The organism is Paenibacillus mesophilus (assembly GCF_005938385.1).
Classification (GTDB): domain Bacteria; phylum Bacillota; class Bacilli; order Paenibacillales; family NBRC-103111; genus Paenibacillus_AB; species Paenibacillus_AB mesophilus.
In genome coordinates this window covers 1-18,477 of sequence record NZ_VCRA01000007.1, presented here as the reverse complement: position 1 = coordinate 18,477, position 18,477 = coordinate 1, and the positions used below count along the sequence as shown (strand labels likewise).

Genomic DNA, 18,477 nt, shown 5'->3' with positions numbered 1-18,477 from the left:
TAGTTTAATAAGTAGCATATAGACTAGAAGCATTTTCACGATAAAAAAATGGAGATGAAGATACAGTGGAGCACGAGTGGATAGTAAAAAGAATTAATTTGTGTACTTGGGAATTTCTTATTAACACTCAGGTAGTGGCGGCAGCAAAAATCGCAGTAGGTTCTCAAGAGAACGCTCGTTACGTTCGACTTCAGGTCGATCCCCATTTTCGTAGGATAGGAATAGGCACGAAATTGCTTACTATTATTATCGACGATTTGCGCACTGAGGATGTAAAAGTGCTTGAGGCTGTAGTCCAGGTAGGTTCAGAAGGCGAGTATTTTGCTTTGAAAACAGGAGCGGTAGTCGGAGACGAATTGGAGATGTCCGTTTTAAATAGAGATGCTTTGGATTATAAAAAGTTAACTTCATATGCGCTATTAGAGCCTAATTATCGTTTCCACTGTTGGAATGCAGCCGTACCGGAGGAGTATGTCGATTCTTATGCCAGAGTAAAACGGTTCATATCAGATGCACCAAATCGCTTCCCGCCTTCTGTTCCATTATGGAACAAAGAGCTAATTCGCAATAATGAGAAGCACCGACAGGCCAGCGGGAAGATGCTTTGGGTTGGGGCATTAGAGGATAAACGAAACAAACAAATCATTGCATTTTCCGAAATAGAGGTGACGGGTGAAGAAGAGGCGAGTCAAGAAGATACAGTTGTACTGCCTGGTTATCGTCGAAAAGGTTTAGCAAGAGCGGTCAAGGCTAATTTAATTGCAGAACTATTGATTGAATGTCCTCATGTTAATCAAATTACCGTGACAACAGCGTTGAAAAACATTGGTATGCGAACAGTGAATCAACAGCTTGGTTTCCAAGTCGAAATAAAAAGGAATTTGATGCGACTTAGTATGGATTAAATATCACTGTTCGTCCGAACTGTTGCTCTACACAATGTCGTTAACCTAACGGATTACGTTAATTCAGTGGAAGAACAGTGAGGGCTGTTAACGAAGAAGTCCTTGAAATTAAAAGACTTCTTCGTTTTTGCATAAGCTTGCTTAAGCGGCAAACTTACGGGTTAAGCGACATTCAATTTCTATTACGGGGACTTTATCAGCCGCCGCGTATCACGCGTATAGAACAAGTCGTCCAGTCTCTCCTACCAGTGCGCCTGAAGCTTGTTGCCGCTAGGATCGAAGAAATGGAAGAAGTAGTGCCCGTTATCTTCCTTCATCTCGTCGACCTCCACCTCTTGCCCGATCAGATGATCGCGAAAGTTGTGAATGTCGGGGCTGGTGAAGCCGACGGAAAACTCGGCACGTCCGTCTATGGTGAAATGTCCGCGCGACTCTGCATCGGCTTGCACGAGCACGAGCAACGGGTCCTCTTGCAATTCCATAACCGCCAAGCCTTCGCCCCTTCGCCGTACTTTCAAACCGAGGATGTCCGTATACCATTGTACGGAAGCGTCGAGATCCGTAACGGGGATTCGGAAATAATGGATCTGCTCGATAAACGGTTGTTGGCTCACAGGGTATGCTCCTTGTCTTGTATAAGATTTCGTACAGCGATCAAGCTATTATCCTTTCAAACATGCGACCAATCTATCGTAAGCGGCGATGGCGGCCGCTTCGGTTTTGCGCGCCCCGCGCAGCAGCTCCGCTCCGGCATAGCGCCGCTCCGTATCCGGAATCGGGCCGAACGGCTGCATCCAAGGGAACATATCGTTCAGCTTGGCGAATGCATCGTGAAGCCGCTCCGTTTGGGCGATCGCGTCGTCGAAAGAGGCGGCGAACTCCGGCCGGTCCAGCCTCCGTTTCGCTTCGACGAGAAACTGCCACGCAGCGTGCCGGCATTCGCGCCAGCCGTTGGCGAGCAAGCCGAGGTACCAGCCGTCGATCGTTCCTTTCTCGAGCGAGCGGATAAGCAGATCGTAAGCTTGCAGACCGGTACGCATATCCGGCTTCGCCCAAGGTCCGTCCTCCTGCGCGAATTCCACGGCGAACCGAAGAGCGTCCGCGACAACGGTGCGATCGTCAGCGGGAGCCGCAGGTTTTACCACGTATAAGCGAACGTCGCCTTCATCCCGGGCACTTGTTATCGGTCCGGTACGGTGCAGGTTTTGGCAAAAATCGCAGCGGCAAACGGACTTGACGGGCTCCAAGCCCGGCCGCTGCTCCGTTCGGCCCAACGTACAAGGCAGGCAAGTGCACTGCCCGAGACCATAGTGGGTCCACGGGATTGCTTTCGTCGACAGAGGGTGCCAACCGCGCGAATAATAGCCTTCATGATCGTATCCGACGATCAGGGAGTACTCGCCTTGCTGGAAATCGACCGACCGGCCGAAGCAGGCCAACCCGGAATCGAGTCCGGTGCGTGCGCGGTCCCACGCCGTTTCCAGCAGCTTTTTGTATGCTTCGCCCTCAGCATAGCCCTCCACGCCGTCGATTTCCAAACCGATATTGGCGTACAATTTGATGATTCCGCGCTCCGGGATCGGTAAACATATATCGTGAACGTTCACCCGCTCGTGCAAAGCGAATAAAAACGGGCGGCCGCTCGCGCCTTTGACCCATGCGTCGGTGCATTCGAGCCGGTAATAGTTGGCGATGCCGATAAACGCGTTGAATTGGGAAATACAGCTGTGGCCTTGGTACACGAGCCCATGCAAAAGCTTCCTGCCGGCCATCACGTCGGCAGCCTTTGCAAGCTCGACCAGTCCTGCCCGTTCCTCCGCTTGAGCGTTATACAAGGAGACGAGGGTATCTTCAGAAGAGACGGGAATCATCCGGGATGCTTGCTTCCAAGCTTCTCCGGCCGCCTCGAAATGTTGAATCGCTGCCGATAGCTGCCCGGCGAGCGGCTCCCCGAGCGTTTCCCGGCAACTGTGCAAATAATCCGCAGCCATTGCTCGTGCGCGTGCCGTTTCAGCCGCTTGCGAGGCGAGCCCGTCATTCGCCGCTCCCGCCTTGAGCGCAGCGATCCATGCCGAATAGGCTGATTCCGAGTAGTCGGCTGCATGATCGGCCGCGTTACGGAAAATCGCTGCAGCCCGCTCCCGATCCGATGGTTCTTTGCCCTTTCGTACCGAAACAAGCTCCACGGCCTCCTTGCAAGAGGCATCGCGGCTCCCTCCATCGGCCGAGACGATGCGAAGCGTACTGCCGCCGAGAGTCGTGACCGCTTCAAACGCGCCGGCTTCATCAAACCTTCCGAATACGGGCAGCCGTTCGGCCGACGCCTTGCGAACGAACTTGACGGCTCCATCTGCGTCGCCGCTCGACCTATGCCAATGATCCAACTCCAATCCGAAGTATCCTCCGACCCGCTCTGCAATCAATGAATTTACGCTTTGATCGAAGCTGTTTCCCGGGTCGGGCGTAAACCAAGAATACCCGGCTCCGCATAGAAGCTCCGCTTCGTCGCAGTACCGATTGTAATAACGCATGGCGCCAAACAAACACCCGATAAAGGTAGATGAGCGGGGAACCGGGGTATAGCCGTTAAGGCGGATATCGTTTCCGCCGTCCGTATCGTCGTCGGCCGGGAGGCGCTCCCCGATATGGAGCGAGCCGATCGACAAATTGGCGCGCCAGCCGGTACGGATGCCGACTTTGCCGGAAAGCCCCCTATAATTGCCAGGAAGCGCGAATCGTTCTTCGCCGTTGACAAGTACGCGCATAACATCCTCCGCTATAATCCACTCGACGTGATGCCAGCGGCTTGCCGGAACGGCTCCGGAGCCGGGCACATTGAAAGGCTGGCCGGTCGCGGGGTGGCGGACGTGCAGCAAATCTTCCCGGCGGTCCCAATTCAGGATGACTTGCCCTTTGGCAAATAATAGCACGATATTCGTACTGTCCGTCATGACGGTCGCCTCGACCGTAAACGGAGTCCGATACTCCGATTCCGTCATGGCGGGGAAGCTGCCGAACGAATCGGTAAACTGAATGCCTTCCTTCGTCCGTACGGGGCTGCTACCAGCTGCGGCAACGAGCCGGTCTATTTGCATAGTCCCGTCGAATACGGGAATCCATATCGTCTCATCGACCTTAGTCGCTGTATTTCGTTCCAAGTGCTCATCCTCCGATCAGTTGCTGATATGACGGGCTAACCTGCCGAGCGTTTCTACGCCAGCCTCTTCCTGATTTCTCGCTTCGGCTAGCAGCGATTCCGCTTCACGGGCGGCCGAGCGGTCATGTGGATTTCCTCCGTGGGGGAAAGGAAACAAAGCGGCCAGACGGGCCAGACAGCAGGCCGCCTCATAATAATGTCCTTCCGCCTTGAAGGCGAGCTTGGCCCGTTCGCCTTCCCATTGTGAGGACCAGCGCCGCAGAAAGCGGACCGCATGTTCCCGAGCATCGGCTGCTATAGCTAGAGTGTAAGCATTTCCGAGAGGATCTGTCGAACCGTCCCGAAACGACTGCCGCCAAGCGTCATAGGCGCCTAATCCGGTGACATAACCCGGGAAAGTACGCTCCCCGTAGGCGTGCTTCGTAATCGACGCGATCAGTTCGACCGCCGTCGATTGCGGATCGGGCGTATCCTTCAGTCGTTCCACCGCCATGACGAAAAGCCCGCCGGCAGTGCCGCGGCCCAACCGGTCATAGGTCAGCGTTCGCGGGCCGCGTCCGTCATCGCCGGTAAAAAGCTGGCGGTCATCCTCATAGCCGTACATCAGCCCGAATTCCGGGGAGAACATGTCCCACACCGCTACGGGCATGCCGCCGGCTATCGTGGTCCGGGCGAATGCGGCCGCTTCTCCCAACATATAAGCGGATGGCGCGATGCCCCCGTCGCCGATATTCCGCATTCGGAAACCAAGCCTATTCAAACCTTCCTCGAACACCGGCTCCCAATAATAAGACGTCGGCCCCGATGCGTCGATTCGTGACTTTTCCACGCATAGGCGAAACGCTTGCCCGGTTAGGCCCATCACTTCCGAAATATCCAGTCCGGGTATGCCGGCATAGCGCAACATCAAGTACCAACATACGCATACGGATGTTTTGGCGAATGACCATACTTCGCCGGATGTCCGGATAGGGAGCAGCACTTTCGCCTGACGCTGCCTGGCATCGGTGTCGTCCAGCCGGTCGCGCAAATAGACGCGGACCCGTTCTTCCTTTACTTTGGCTCTTGACCGGGACAGAGACTTGTATACGTTCCCTTCGGTTGTCCCGAACAGCGCGGCGATCTCCTGCGGTCCCAACTGGTTAAAAAAATGCGCCTCGAATATGGCGCGCTCCCGGGCGGACAAGCCATGCATCATCCCGTGTACGGCCGAATAAAACTCACGCCGCATCAGCGCGTTCTCCGGATCGGCCGTTCCGTCATCGGCACGCTGCGCCCGGGTCATCCGGTACAGCAGGCTGTCCAAGTCGATCCGATCCGAATCCGGACCGGCTCCGGCATGGCTGCTAACACCGGTGAACGATGTCTCGCGGGAGGCGCGGCTCGCGCTGCGCATTTTCATCAGCGCCTGGTTGCGGACGATACGGCTCAGCCAAGGGACGAATCGTTCCACGTCCGCTAACCGGTTAATATGAAGAAACGCCTGAAGCAGCGCTTCTTGAACGGCATCCTCGGCGGCGGAAGGATCGCGCACGATTCGCCTGGCGATCCCGAACGCTTTGGCTCGGTGCAGGCTAACAAGCTCGCCGAACGCCTCCCGATCTCCGGCCCGCGCCCGTTCCGCCAGTTTTTTCTGCATGTCGTCCTCGCAGTCATTCATTTGCGGTCCCATAGTTCCTCCTTTCGCGTTTACCGTGTTTGATGCTGGAGGCTGCCGCTTTCTGACATCCGGGAGCAATTTTTTTATAAACTATCCCAACCTCTGATTTGAACATATTCGATGTTCCGTAAGATTCCTCCTTCATATGGAGCAGTCAATCCATGCCCCCCGTAGAAGGTATAAAAATGCGGATTTGGTTCATTCTTAATGCACTTTTGCAGGTTGCATGTTGGGGCGCGGAGGGACAGTTCGCAGAAAGCGGTGCATTTCATCAAATAACCGTCCCGCCCTTAAGCGAGGCCCGATTGACGGCAGGTGGGATACAGGCGGAAGTAGCGCATGTCGTGCTGGCCTGGTATTTGACGAGAGATTCCATCGACGTGCTGATTCCCGGCGCGAAGAAGCCGGAGCAGGTGCTGAACAATTTGCAAACATTAAAGGTCCGATTAACGGTAGAGGAAATCGCGGCGATCGACCGGATTTTCCAAGCATAAGAAGCGGGGGAAGGGCTATCCCTCAAGTCTTGTCGGACTTGAGAGACAGCCCCTCTTTTGTGTGCGGAAGCGGACAGTCACGAAAAATAGCAGTCTCTGCCAGCTCTTATGACCCCGGATGACGGTGCATCCACACGTTCAACCTCAGACCGTGCGTCTACCGGACTCTCCGACAAATTCGCTCCTCAGCAGCCCGTAAATATACTCGTCGTAATGTCGGCCGTTTGTGTAGATCATGCTGCGGAGCTTGCCCTCCTGTTTAAAGCCGAGACGCTCGTGCAGCAGGACGGAGCTGTCGTTGAACGCGTATATGTGCACGGTGACCTTCTCGTAGCGCAGTTCGTTGAAAAAATAAGTCAGCAAAAGGTGCACTGCCTCCGAGCCGTATCCTTTGCGCCAATGAGGACGGAATACGGCCAGCCCGTACTTGAAGGTGCCGTTGCGTCTGTCGCAGCTATGCGAGTTGATGCTGCCTACCAATTCCCCATCCAGCGTCTCTATAGCAAACCGGATATTGTCGCCGCGGGGACCTTCGGACGCTTCCTGCTCCGCCCACCGCCTGGCGCGCTCCGCCGATCGCGGGAAGTGCACGCTGTCGCTTGACCTTGCTCCTTCCGAATCCCGGTCGTTCTCGTGGAACTTCTCCCAGTCTTCCGGAATGACTGCCCGCAGTCTAATTTTGCCGCCTTCCCATACGTTCATCGGTATATGCTCTCCTTTCGTCTATGTACAAACAATACCATAAACGGATCTTACGGGTCACTTGCCGCCGTTTGTAATACTGTTTTTGATTGTGTTCACGCATTCGGATTCCAAGCTTCTCGCTTGGTGCAGCAACGGAACTAACCGTTTCGCTTGATCGGGGGTTACGGGCTTGCCCAGATGCTTCGCTCCGTGCCAATCCTGCGCTAAAACTTCAGTCATCATCGTGCTGAACAACGACGAAATCCGATCGAACCGTTCGGCAGCATCGGCAATCCCGGACAATCCTCCCCACGTATCGGCCAACTGCTTGACATATTGCGCTGCCATCATTTTCGCTTCCGCAAAGACGGAGGTCATATAACGGAGGCCGAATGAATCGTAATCGCCGCTGTTTAGAGCATGAATCCAAAGCTCGTACGCCAGCAATCCGCTGTGATACTCCGGCGATACGTGGAACGTTTTCTCCATCTCGCGCACGTAGAAGCGAAGAGAGTCCATATACGTTTTCTCCCGATCATAGGCGACAGATGCCAAAGGGATTTGATAATGAAGGATCGGTGCGGGAGGAAACTTCGCCCCGATATTGTCATACAGCATCGGATCGCTGCCGAACGGACGGTTGAATTTATCTACTCCGTCCACTAGGAAGATGCCGTCTTCGTCGTCGTAGCCGTAAATGACGCCGAATTCGCCGTTGTCGATAGCCCATGCAATGACGGCGATGCCCCGGTCGATCGATCTCTTGATGGCGAATACGGCGTGTTTTCTAGCGGCTTCGTATGAGCGCATGTTCGGCTCGTAGTGATACGTCTCGGATAAGATTCCGATCCGGTCGAGCGCGTTCAGATGCCGACCGGCCCAATCGTATACCGTTACGGATGCCGCCTTGCAGCGCTTATGTGCGTACAACTGAAAGGCCATGCCGGTCATGCCTGCCATTTCAGGCAAAGTCAGCGAGATCATCCCTGCTGAGGTTAGCACGCCGTATGCCGCTCCGAGATAAGTCGTCCAGCATCCGCCGAGCCTAGCGGATGTAGATCGTGCCTGAATCGGCTGTTCAACCATACCAATCATCCTCCATCATGGTCTATTTCATTGTTACAACCTTATCGTAACAAAGAGGGCGTGACACAGAATGTCACACCCAGGCTAGGAGGTCCAATTCAACCGCTATTCAGATTATGCAACCGCTCGATAAACTGGAGCAGCCTCGATTTCAGCCATTTCGGGTGCTCGATCGTATAGGATACTCCCGAAGCCAACAATGCCGGGATAAATTCGTATGAATCGTAAAACTCGAAAATATCCGTTTGCAGCTCCGTTCTGCCCCTGTAAAACCGCCGGAGCGTTGACGGAATAGCACGATGCGGCATCATCACCGCAGACTCCGGACGGAGGATTGCACGGAACGGTACGACTCCGTCGCCTGGAATATGATGCAGCTTCATCGAAGGAGCGGCTTTCCCGGACAAGCGCTGCAATAATTCCGCCAATGCGGTGTAAGCTTCTGTTGCTCTTGTATCGTTCTGCGCCAAAACCTCGTAATTGGTGGCCAGACAAGAGAGCAGTTCCCTTTGATCGGCCGTTATGAGCTGGCCGGGTACGGCGAATGAATCGTCTGTATAATAGTAGCCCCGGCGCTTCGGACAGTAGGCGATAGGGGCGCCGAGAGAATCGCGCATATATTCGATGTCCCGAAGCGCCTGACGCCGCGATATTTCGAACCGATCCAATATAGCGGGAATGCCGGGATACCGGCCCTGCCGTATGCAGGCGTCGATCCATTGGATCCGATGTAGAGAAGCGATCGGATTCACCTCCGTATCATATTGTCGAGACTATCGACTCGCTGATTTAGCTGAGTGAATCGTCAGCCTCTTGGTTTATTACAATTTCTGCGAAAACCTACCATCTCCTTCCTATGAGCGGCTAAACTTAATAATTCTCATACACGATCACGAATGCGATCCTCGCTCAGGTGATAGATCTCTGCCAGCTTGGGAATGCTTTATTGTTTTGTATAAAAATGTTCGCGGCGGAACGAAGCGAGACTCGACGCTATCCCCAACAACCGACAAATATGTACAAACACCTACACCGATCGGGACGACCGAATCGGTTTAATGCTATTTACCAAAATAATGTAAAGGTTTTCAAAATTGAATGCCTCGCACCGACAGGAAGGCAAAAAAGTGAAAATAAAAGCTTAAATGAGTGTATGTAAAACGGCCGGAGACGGATGTATGATGAAGGCGAGATCTCAAACCGCTAGTCAGAAGGGGGATGCCGGGGGAACTAGAGAGCGCACGTGCACCGATAACGGACAAAGTCTTTCGGCAATGCAATAAAGAGAAGAAACAACGGGATAGGAGAGTGGGCTTTCGATGGAAACGAAAGAGTACGACATGCCGGTCAAGAAACAAAAACGGAAGAGATCCATTATCGATACGGACATTCACGGAAGCGCTCCGCGCGACGAGCTGCTCCCCTATATGCCGCGCATATACCGCGAGCAGGTCTCGACGTTCGGGTGGCGGCTTCCGGCGCAGAGCGGCTTGTTTCTGAACGGGGGAATCAACGGCAGCATGCAAGATATCAAGCTGCCCCGCAACGAAACGCACGAAGACAATTATTTGAACTATCTCCGCGAGCATCATCTGGATAAATACAATATCGAATACGGGATATTGACCGGCGGCGGATACGAGGTGCATGCGGCGACGGACACCGATTTTGCGGCCGCGGTATGCTCGGCGCACAACGATTACTACATCGAGCGGTATTTGTCCCGCGAGAGCAGATTGAAGGGCTCGATTCTCATCCCGAAGCAAGATCCCGTCCTCTCGGCCAAAGAGATCGACCGGGTCGGCGGGCATCCCGGCATGATTCAGGTTGTCGTATCGAACGGGGCGCAGAAGCCTTACGGCCAGCGGTTTTACCATCCGATCTACGAGGCGTGCGTGCGCCACGACTTGCCGTTTACGATCCATGTGAGCATGGAGGGGATCGGCATTAATAATCCGCCTACCGGTGCCGGGCACGTCACGAGCTATATCGAATACCGGGCCGCCCGCGCGCAAATTATGATGGCCCATCTGGCCAGCTTCATCTTCGAAGGCGTGTTCGACAAATATCCGACGCTGAAGCTCGTCATGATGGAAGCCGGGATGCTGTGGATCGCCCCGCTGATCTGGAGGCTGGACGAAGACTGGAAAGCGCTCCGTCATCAGACGCCATGGGTGAAGGAGCCGCCGAGCGAATATTACCGCAAGCACGTATACGTCACGTCGCAGCCGCTGGAGCTGCCGCCGAAGACGGAGCTGATCAAGCCGATGTTCGAGGCCATCCATGCCGAGTCGAACTTGATGTTCGCGAGCGATTTCCCGCATTGGGATTTCGATTCTCCGCTCCACGCTTTTCCGAAGCTGGAAGACCGGACGTGGGATGCGATCTTCTACCAAAACGCCGCCCGACTGTACAAGCTGCCGCAGCGGAAAGCCGCCGGGGAGGCGACCGCATGACACGTTATCCGGTGGGGCGCATCTCGGAGTGGACTCCCGGCTCCAAGAAAATCATCCAAATCGAAGGGAGAAGCATCGGGGTGTACAACGTCGACGGGCATTTTTATGCGATACGCAATCTATGCCCGCATCAGGGCGCGGAGCTGTGCGCAGGCATAACGACCTCCTTCGTTACGTCGAACGTTCCCGGCGAATTCTGCTTCGAGCGCGAGGGTGAAATCGTCCGCTGCCCTTGGCATTTCTGGGAGTTCGACATCAAGACCGGCCAGATGGTCGTCGATCCGAGAACGCGTACGAAAACGTACGATGTCACGGTTGAGCGGTACGACGTAACCGTGGACGAGGAGCAAATATTCGTCCATATGTAGATCCCGGGCGGTGTCCGAAATTTCGATAATAACAGGCGGTGAACGGACATTAAAGCTGCGATAACGATGCTGAAGAAAGACAAGCTGCTGTACTTGATGGCCATTCCGGGGATCTTATTTTTCATCGTGTTCCATTACGTTCCGATGTACGGCATCCTGATCGCGTTCAAAAAATACAACCTGTACCAGGGCTTCTCCGGAAGCCCCTGGGTCGGGCTCGACAATTTCGTCAAGCTGTTCGGGATGGGCGGCTTCCGGAGAGCGCTCGGCAATACGATCATTATAAGCTTCTACCAGCTCTTCTTCGCCTTCCCGGCGCCGATCATCTTGGCGATCATGCTGAACGAAGTGCGGCACATGCTGTACAAGCGGTTCGTCCAAACCGTCATTTATTTGCCTCATTTCGTGTCGTGGATCATTATCGCGGGCATCCTGTATGCTTTCTTTTCCCCTTCCACCGGGGTAATCAAGGAAATCGCGGTGTGGTTCGGCTACGAGGGGGCGATTACGAATTTCTTGAGCAGCAAGGAATATTTCCGCGGCTTGCTCGTCGTTTCGAACATTTGGAAGGAGGCCGGGTTCGGCACGGTGCTGTATTTGGCGACGATCGCTTCGATCGATCCGCAGCTGTACGAAGCGGCCAAAGTGGACGGGGCGAAGAAATGGCGGCAAATTTGGCATATTACGCTGCCGGGGCTGAGGACGACGATCGTCATCCTGCTCATTATTCGCGTCGGTCATATTTTGAACGCGGGGCTCGATCAAGTGTATGCGCTTTATAATCCCCAAGTGTACGAGGTGAGCGAAATATTGGATACGTTCATCTACAAGCTCGCCTTCGAGGAAGCGAAGTACGATTTGTCGACCGCAACCGGGGTGTTCAAATCGGTCATCGGCCTCGTGCTCGTCCTGTTTACGAACTATATCGCCAAAAAAATCGACCGCGACAGCGGACTCATTTGAGAGGAGGGGCTGCACGAGATGAAGCAATCGTTCGGCGAGAAGGCCGGCTACTGGACTTTGAACGGCCTGCTGCTCCTGTTGTCGCTGTGTACGCTGTATCCGTTCTGGCACGTGCTGATGTATGCCTTGAGCGATCCGAAGCTGTCGATGGGCGGCGGCATTTTCCTGCTACCGAGAGGCTTCTCGTTCATGTCGTTCCAAATCTTGCTCGACAGCAAAGGCATTTATACGGCTTATTGGAACTCGATCGTCAGGCTGTTTCTCGGCACGTTCGTCAATTTGCTGTTCACGATGATGCTAGCCTATCCGCTGTCGCTGCGCCGGTTTATGGGGAGGAACACGATTACGCTGATGATTTTTTTCACGATGCTGTTCAGCGGGGGGATGATCCCGACTTATTTGCTCGTCAAGCAGCTCGGTCTGCTCGATTCGATATGGGCGCTCATTATTCCCGGAGCGATCAGTGCATGGAATTTGCTTATTATGAAAAATTATTTTCAGAGCATTCCGGCGGAGCTGGAGGAGTCCGCGAGTATCGACGGCGCTTCGCCTTCGAGGGTGCTGTTTACGATCATCCTGCCGGTATCGATGCCGGTCATCGCGGCTATCGCCTTGTTCTACGGAGTGGCGCATTGGAACAATTATTTCGACGCGATTCTGTATATCAACACGCAGAGCAATCAGGTGCTGCAGGTGTTTCTGCGGACGATGCTGAACGGCAGCTCGCTGCAGCAGGTGCAGGGGGCGGACAATTTCGCGACCCATATCGGGATGGTGACGGAGGAATCGGTCAAGATGGCGACGGTTATCGCATCCGTGCTGCCGATGCTGCTCATCTACCCGTTCCTGCAGAAGTATTACGTGAAGGGCGTATTGATCGGCTCGGTCAAAGGATAAAGCAGCGTACAGGAGGGGGTTCGCCATGAATAGGAAAACGGTTAACCGATCGGCAATGGCAGGAATGTCGGTTGTTATCGCAATGACTCTGGTAAGCGCTTGCAGCAAGACGGGGAATGAGGGGAGCGGAGATCAGACGAAGCCGGGCGAGACGCCGACCGTCACGATATTGACAAGCAAAAGCACCAACTTTCCCGAAGACAATGCGGTGATCCGGGAAATACGCAAACGTACCGGCGTTAACGTGCAGGTGATCGCCGTGGACGGTCCGGACTACGACAACAAGCTGAATACGATGATCGCCTCCGGCAGTCCTCCGGATATTTTCCGCGTATCGAGCAAGGCGAAAATAATCGATCTCGTCGACAACAAAGTCGTCATGCCGCTAGATGATCTGCTCGCCAAATCCGGGAAAAACATCGTCGACAACAAAGGGAAATATTTGAAAGGCGCCGGGTATATCGGCGGGAAAACGTATGCGATCCCGAACGCCTACGTGCTCGGCAACGGCTTGGCGATACGCCAAGACTGGCTGACGAAGCTCGGGCTCAAGACGCCGACGACGCTGGACGAATATGAGAGCGTTCTCAAGGCGTTCGCGACGAGAGATCCCGACGGCAACGGCAAAAACGATACGATTCCGCTCGGGCTGTCGGTCGCGTCGGATCAGACGTTCGAGCACATTTTCGCCGCCTATGGCGTTCCTTTCAAAAGAGGCGTACTGGTCGACGGCAAAGTGACGCCGTGGTCGCTTGCTCCCGGCTATCTCGAGGCGGTCAAATTTTACAACAAGCTGTACCAGCAAGGTCTTATCGAGCCCGACTTCTCGACGATACCGTCACTGCAGGAATTCGAGAAACTGTGGAACGGCAAGATGGGTGCTTTCCAATTCAACCCTCCGGGCACGACGCAAAACTGGCTGACCCGCTACATCGAGAATCCGAAGCCGACGTTCGTCTACACGATCGTGAAAGGACCGGACGGCAAAGGCGGCAACACTCGGTACGTGCGCGAAGATACGGGACCGTGGACGTTCATCTCGAGCAAATCGAAAAATCCGGAAGCGTCGATGAAGGTGCTCGATTTCCTCGTCAGCGAAGAAGGCGACCGGCTGACCTGGGCCGGCATCGACGGCAAGCATTATACGATGAAGGACGGCAAATTCGAATGGATCAAGCCGTTCGACGACGCGGTCCAGCTGCGGAACGAGGGCGGATTCGCCTATTCGGGCATTATGCAGCGGCTGGACGGCATGGAGTACCAGCTCATGAACGAAACGACGCGCAAAGGGATCGATTTGTCGGTCAACAGTCCGATACCGGACGCGTATATATTCGGGGTGCCGGAAATCGACCGGGACAAGAAAAAAATATTGGACGACATGGAGCTCGAATTCCGAACGTCGGCGATCGTCTCCAAGGGCGATCTGGATAAGCTGTATGCCGACTACAAGAAAAAAGTTTTGGCCGAGGGCGGCAGCGCCTGGATCGAGCAGGCGACGGCGATATACAAGAAGGAACAGGTCGAGCTGAAAAAGTAAGCGGTTTCCGCAATCGAATAAGGTAGTGCCGATAAAGCCTCCGTCCGGATACGCGCATCCGACGGGGGTTTTGTTGTTGGGGAGGGGGACTTGACATGGGGGCTCCCCCGAAAGTAATAGGAATAAGCTGCGAAGCGGAACTTCACTTTTGGGGGAATAATTACATTCGGTAATTGTGCCGGAAAGCGGAAGGGTTCAGCCCGACCTTCGCCCGGAACACGCGGCTGAAGTAGGAGCCGCTCTCATAGCCGCACCGTTCGGCGATCGATTCGAGCGTATCGTCCGAGTTCAGCAGCTGCCGCTTCGCTTCTTCCAGACGTAGCCCGGTCACGTATTCGACGGGGCCGACGCCGTATGCTTCCTGGAACCTGCGGGTCAGCTGCGGCTGCTTGATGCCTAGCATGGCGGCGATACTCCGCATGTTGATTTCGCCGAACATATGGCGGTGAATGTAGCCGGCCGCCTGCTGCATGAGCGGGTCGATCGTTTTTTTGCTCTTCAGCGCAAGCTGCCGCTCCATCTCGCACAGGAACAGCAGATCGGATACGAGATGGTGGCTCACCTTCGGAATCGGCGCATTGAAGCCGGGCCTGTCCAAAAAATTGCGCAAATACGAGTAGGTCGACGACAGCCGGGTCGTGTCGCTGACCGAAACTTTCCCGACCGGAACCCGGTCGTCGGGCTCGCTGGCTTCCGGATTGAGCGTGAAATGGATAATATGGAACACGACTTCGCCGTGCGCCTTGCGCTTGAACGGGATGCCCGGCGGACAGAAGACGATATCGCCGAAAGCGGCGCTTCCGCGCTCTTCGCCGACTTCGTAATCGAACGAGCCTACCTCCATGGCGATCATGACGTAATGATCGTACGTATCCTCAGGCATGATGAAGCCCGGCTGAGGCCCGGCGTACACGTACCCTTTCATCTCGAACCGGTTGGCAGGCATGGCGGCCGCCCTCCTTCGAACTTGGAATCTACGATCAGAATATCATATCCGTGGCAAGTTAGCCCTATATTTTCGGCAATAACCCCCGTTTATCGCAGACGGAAAACAATTACAATGAGGTCTAAAGTATCAGCAAACCATAAAGGAAGTGTGACCCTTGATAAACGGCAAAAAGTGGACGGCAACATGGATATGGGGCGGCGAAGAGGAAAGTCCGCGCAACGAGTGGCGCTGCTTCCGGCGTGCGTTCGCGCTGCAGGACGGGCAAGCGGGGAGTGCGAAGCTGAGCATTAGTGCGGACTCCCGCTACGTGCTGTACGTGAACGGCGTGCAGGTCGGAAGGGGACCGGTCCGTTCGTGGCCCGCCGAGCAATTTTACGATACATACGAAGTAGGGCATTTGCTGAAGGCCGGGCGGGACAATACGATTGCGGTGCTTGTGCTCCATTTCGGCGTCTCCAACTTTTATTACATCCGAGGGCGCGGCGGCCTGCTGGCCGAGCTTGAGCTTGGTTCGGAGGACGGCGCCGTTGTCGCTGCGGCCACGGATGCCCGATGGAAGACGGCAAGAGTGGCCGCACAGCAGCCCGAAGCACCGCGCATGTCGTGCCAGCAAGCGTTCGCCGAAGTGTATGACGCACGGCTGTGGGACGAGGCATGGGGGAAACCGGAATACGACGATAGCCGCTGGGACAGCGCCTTCTCCGTCGGAAGCGTCGGAGAGGGGCCGTGGAAATCGCTCGTGGCTAGAGATATTCCGTTTCTGACCGAGGAGAAAATCGTCCCGGCGCGGATCGAATCGCTTCGTCGGGTGAAGGCGCCGAGGTGGACGGCCGCGATCGATCTCCGCGCGGCCATGATCCCGGACAGCGTCAACCACGCCAACCATGTTCAATATGCGGGCTATTTGGCCGCATCGATCGTTGTGAGCGAGGCGGGAACGGTAACGTTAGGCTTTCCGGGCGGAATACGTACGCCGAACATATGGGTGGACGGCAACCCACTCGGGAAATGGCACGGCGTCCAGCCAGAGCGTTATTTCGAGCTGGAGCTGGAGAGGGGAGAGCATTTGCTGCTGATCGACGTCACGTCGACTGATCATGGAGCGGCTTACCATATTGCCGCGGACGGAACGGCCCGTTTCGAGCTGCACTCGCCTTTTTCCGGCAAGGGCAAGGGAAGCGGTTCCGGGGAAACGCCGTTTATCGTCGTCGGTCCTTTCGAATCCGCCGTCAATATCGACCATCAGGGAGTCGTTCCGATCAGCCGCGAGCATCCCGATTTCATTAGGGCGAAAGGTTTGGCGGACCGTGCCGGTCTGGAGGCATTCGCGGCGTGGATTCGTCCGCTTCCGCCGGCCTTATACACCGAGCAAGACGTCTTCGGCGCTTCCGTTTGGCAGATCGAGTCCGAACCATACGCGGTTCCGCGCCAATTGGAGCATGCGCTCATCCCGTCGCCGGAGCCGGCCGTCATTCCGCATTTCGCGGAAGGCGATTGCGAGCTCGTGATCGATTTCGGCAAGGAATGGTCCGGCTATATCGGCTTCGAGGTGGAGGCGGAAGCGGGGACGATTATCGATCTGTACGGCATCGAATATTTGAAGGGTGATTACCGGCAGCATACGTACGGGCTGGACAATACGATCCGGTATATATGCCGGGGCGGAAGGCAGAGCTTCCTGTCGCCGGTACGCAGAGGATTTCGCTACTTGCTGCTGACCGTACGAAGCGCCGCCAGGCCGGTCAAGCTGTACGAGGTGTACGTCAACCAAAGCAATTATCCGGTTACCGACGCGGGCAAATTCGAATGCTCCGAGCCGCTGCTCGGACAAATATGGGACATTAGCCGCCATACGACGCGGCTGTGCATGGAAGACACGTTCGTCGATTGCCCGGCCTACGAGCAAGTATTCTGGGTAGGCGACGCCCGGAACGAAGCGCTTGTCAACTACTACGCGTTCGGCTCGCTCGATATCGTCAAGCGCTGCTTGAAGCTCGTTCCAGGCTCCAAACATTTGACGCCTCTATACGTCGATCAAGTGCCGAGCGGATGGAACAGCGTCATTCCGAACTGGACGTTTTTCTGGGTCGTCGCGTGTGCGGAGTATGCGGAGCATACCGGGGATGCGTCGTTTGCGGACGAGATATGGCCTTCCGTTCGCTTTACGCTCGAGCATTATTTGGCCAAACGGGACGAACGCGGGCTCCTGAACATGAAAGGGTGGAATTTGCTGGACTGGGCCCCGATCGATCAGCCGAAGGACGGCGTGGTGACGCATCAGAACATGTTTCTCGTGCAGGCGCTGCGCAAGGCGGCCGAACTGGCCAATGCGGCCGGACGCGCGACGATGGAGAGCGGACCGTTCCGGGAAGCGGCGGACGCGCTGGCGCATGCGATCAACGACCATTTGTGGAGCGAGGAGAAGCAGGCTTACTTGGACTGCATCCACTCCGACGGCAGACGATCCGGCATATTCAGCATGCAGACACAGGTGGTCGCCTACTTGTGCCGTATCGCCGAAGGAAGCCGGAAGGAACGGATCGAAGCGTATCTGGTGGAGCCGCCGGAAGGGTTCGTTCGGATCGGCAGCCCGTTCATGTCGTTTTTCTACTACGAGGCGCTCGCGCTGTCCGGGCGGTTCGGGCATATGCTGGACGACATCCGCGCGAATTACGGGCAAATGATCGAGAACGGCGCGACCACGTGCTGGGAAATGTACCCGAATTTTACCCAAAACCGGGCGAATCCCGAACAGCTTACGCGCAGCCACTGCCATGCTTGGTCCGCCGCGCCGGGATATTTTCTCGGAAGCAGCGTGCTTGGCGTTCAGCGGGCGGCGCCGGGCTGGAGCCGCGCGACGATCGAGCCGAATCCGTGCGGCTTGAAGTGGGCGAGAGGCGCGGTTCCGCTTCCGGGAGGCGACCTGATCGAAGTTGATTGGCGCATCGATGGAGACAATATGACGCTCAAGGTGTCCGCGCCGAAAAGCGTGGAGCTCGATATCCGCATCCCGGAAGGGCTGACGGGAGAGATCGTCCGTTCGGTTAAAAAGGTGCTGGATCGTTGACTTTGAGGCAATAGTGAACCGCTGTTCATTAGCAGTGAACCTCATTTCGCTAATTTGATGGTTTTGGCTATGTTTGTGGAAATAGCGAACCCAAAATTGCTATTACTGAACTTATGTTCACTAATCGGTTCGGCCCCTTAATTCTGGAGTCTTACTGTGAATTACTCGGTTTTTCATAGTTTCTTGCTTTTTGCAGGGAGCCACGCCCCCTGCACCCCGTCACTCGGCGTGTGCCGTCCCCGGCCATCAGG

Annotated in this window: 14 protein-coding genes and 1 pseudogene; 8 read left to right on the top strand and 7 right to left on the bottom strand. The window is 55.4% G+C overall.

Going from position 1 to position 18,477, the window contains the following annotated elements; genetic code table 11:
- Positions 1–65 precede the first annotated feature (65 nt).
- Positions 66–905, top strand: a complete 840-nt coding sequence (locus FE783_RS14610; protein ID WP_138880120.1) for a GNAT family N-acetyltransferase — start codon at positions 66–68, stop codon at positions 903–905.
- Between the two features lie 242 nt (positions 906–1,147).
- Here the strand turns inward: FE783_RS14610 and FE783_RS14605 are convergent, their stop codons facing one another.
- The 3 genes from FE783_RS14605 to FE783_RS14595 are packed head-to-tail and all read right to left on the bottom strand — an operon-like array spanning position 1,148 to position 5,734.
- Positions 1,148–1,519 (bottom strand): VOC family protein, encoded by a 372-nt coding sequence (locus FE783_RS14605; protein ID WP_138880119.1) that lies wholly within the window; start codon positions 1,517–1,519, stop codon positions 1,148–1,150.
- A 48-nt stretch (positions 1,520–1,567) separates the two neighbouring features.
- On the bottom strand, positions 1,568–4,063 hold the full coding sequence (locus FE783_RS14600; protein ID WP_138880118.1) for a LamG domain-containing protein: 2,496 nt from the start codon (positions 4,061–4,063) through the stop codon (positions 1,568–1,570).
- 15 nt (positions 4,064–4,078) lie between these two features.
- Positions 4,079–5,734, bottom strand: coding sequence for an RNA polymerase sigma factor (locus FE783_RS14595; RefSeq protein ID WP_138880117.1), 1,656 nt, complete (start codon positions 5,732–5,734; stop codon positions 4,079–4,081).
- 308 nt (positions 5,735–6,042) lie between these two features.
- On the opposite strand from FE783_RS14595, the pseudogene FE783_RS38315 reads away from it, so the two are divergent.
- Positions 6,043–6,216, top strand: a pseudogene (locus FE783_RS38315) (aldo/keto reductase); the annotation flags it as partial.
- 144 nt (positions 6,217–6,360) lie between these two features.
- Here FE783_RS38315 and FE783_RS14585 read toward each other — a convergent pair.
- The 3 genes from FE783_RS14585 to FE783_RS14575 all read right to left on the bottom strand — a co-directional run bounded on the left by FE783_RS14585 (position 6,361) and on the right by FE783_RS14575 (position 8,738).
- Positions 6,361–6,918, bottom strand: coding sequence for a GNAT family N-acetyltransferase (locus FE783_RS14585; RefSeq protein WP_238403090.1), 558 nt, complete (start codon positions 6,916–6,918; stop codon positions 6,361–6,363).
- Between the two features lie 57 nt (positions 6,919–6,975).
- Positions 6,976–7,986 carry a hypothetical protein gene (locus FE783_RS14580; protein WP_138880114.1) on the bottom strand — a complete coding sequence of 337 codons (1,011 nt, stop codon included), beginning with the start codon at positions 7,984–7,986 and terminating at the stop codon, positions 6,976–6,978.
- A gap of 98 nt (positions 7,987–8,084) precedes the next feature.
- Positions 8,085–8,738, bottom strand: a complete 654-nt coding sequence (locus FE783_RS14575; RefSeq protein WP_138880113.1) for a hypothetical protein — start codon at positions 8,736–8,738, stop codon at positions 8,085–8,087.
- Between the two features lie 567 nt (positions 8,739–9,305).
- Here FE783_RS14575 and FE783_RS14570 point away from each other — a divergent pair.
- From FE783_RS14570 to FE783_RS14550, 5 genes are all read left to right on the top strand, one after another.
- A complete protein-coding gene (locus tag FE783_RS14570; protein ID WP_138880112.1) occupies positions 9,306–10,442 on the top strand; it encodes an amidohydrolase family protein in 1,137 nt (378 codons plus the stop codon).
- Entirely contained in the window at positions 10,439–10,810 is a 372-nt protein-coding gene (locus FE783_RS14565) for a Rieske (2Fe-2S) protein (RefSeq protein ID WP_138880111.1), read from the top strand. Before FE783_RS14570 ends, FE783_RS14565 begins: the two co-directional genes overlap by 4 nt.
- 66 nt (positions 10,811–10,876) lie before the next feature.
- A complete protein-coding gene (locus tag FE783_RS14560) occupies positions 10,877–11,773 on the top strand; it encodes an ABC transporter permease (RefSeq protein ID WP_138880110.1) in 897 nt (298 codons plus the stop codon).
- An 18-nt stretch (positions 11,774–11,791) separates the two neighbouring features.
- On the top strand, positions 11,792–12,670 hold the full coding sequence (locus tag FE783_RS14555; RefSeq protein ID WP_138880109.1) for a carbohydrate ABC transporter permease: 879 nt from the start codon (positions 11,792–11,794) through the stop codon (positions 12,668–12,670).
- Between the two features lie 25 nt (positions 12,671–12,695).
- Positions 12,696–14,210, top strand: coding sequence for an extracellular solute-binding protein (locus FE783_RS14550; protein WP_138880108.1), 1,515 nt, complete (start codon positions 12,696–12,698; stop codon positions 14,208–14,210).
- Positions 14,211–14,370: 160 nt separating this feature from the next.
- Here the strand turns inward: FE783_RS14550 and FE783_RS14545 are convergent, their stop codons facing one another.
- Positions 14,371–15,156 carry an AraC family transcriptional regulator gene (locus FE783_RS14545; protein ID WP_138880107.1) on the bottom strand — a complete coding sequence of 262 codons (786 nt, stop codon included), beginning with the start codon at positions 15,154–15,156 and terminating at the stop codon, positions 14,371–14,373.
- 157 nt (positions 15,157–15,313) lie between these two features.
- On the opposite strand from FE783_RS14545, the gene FE783_RS14540 reads away from it, so the two are divergent.
- Positions 15,314–18,226, top strand: coding sequence for a family 78 glycoside hydrolase catalytic domain (locus FE783_RS14540; RefSeq protein WP_138880106.1), 2,913 nt, complete (start codon positions 15,314–15,316; stop codon positions 18,224–18,226).
- Positions 18,227–18,477: the final 251 nt, after the last annotated feature.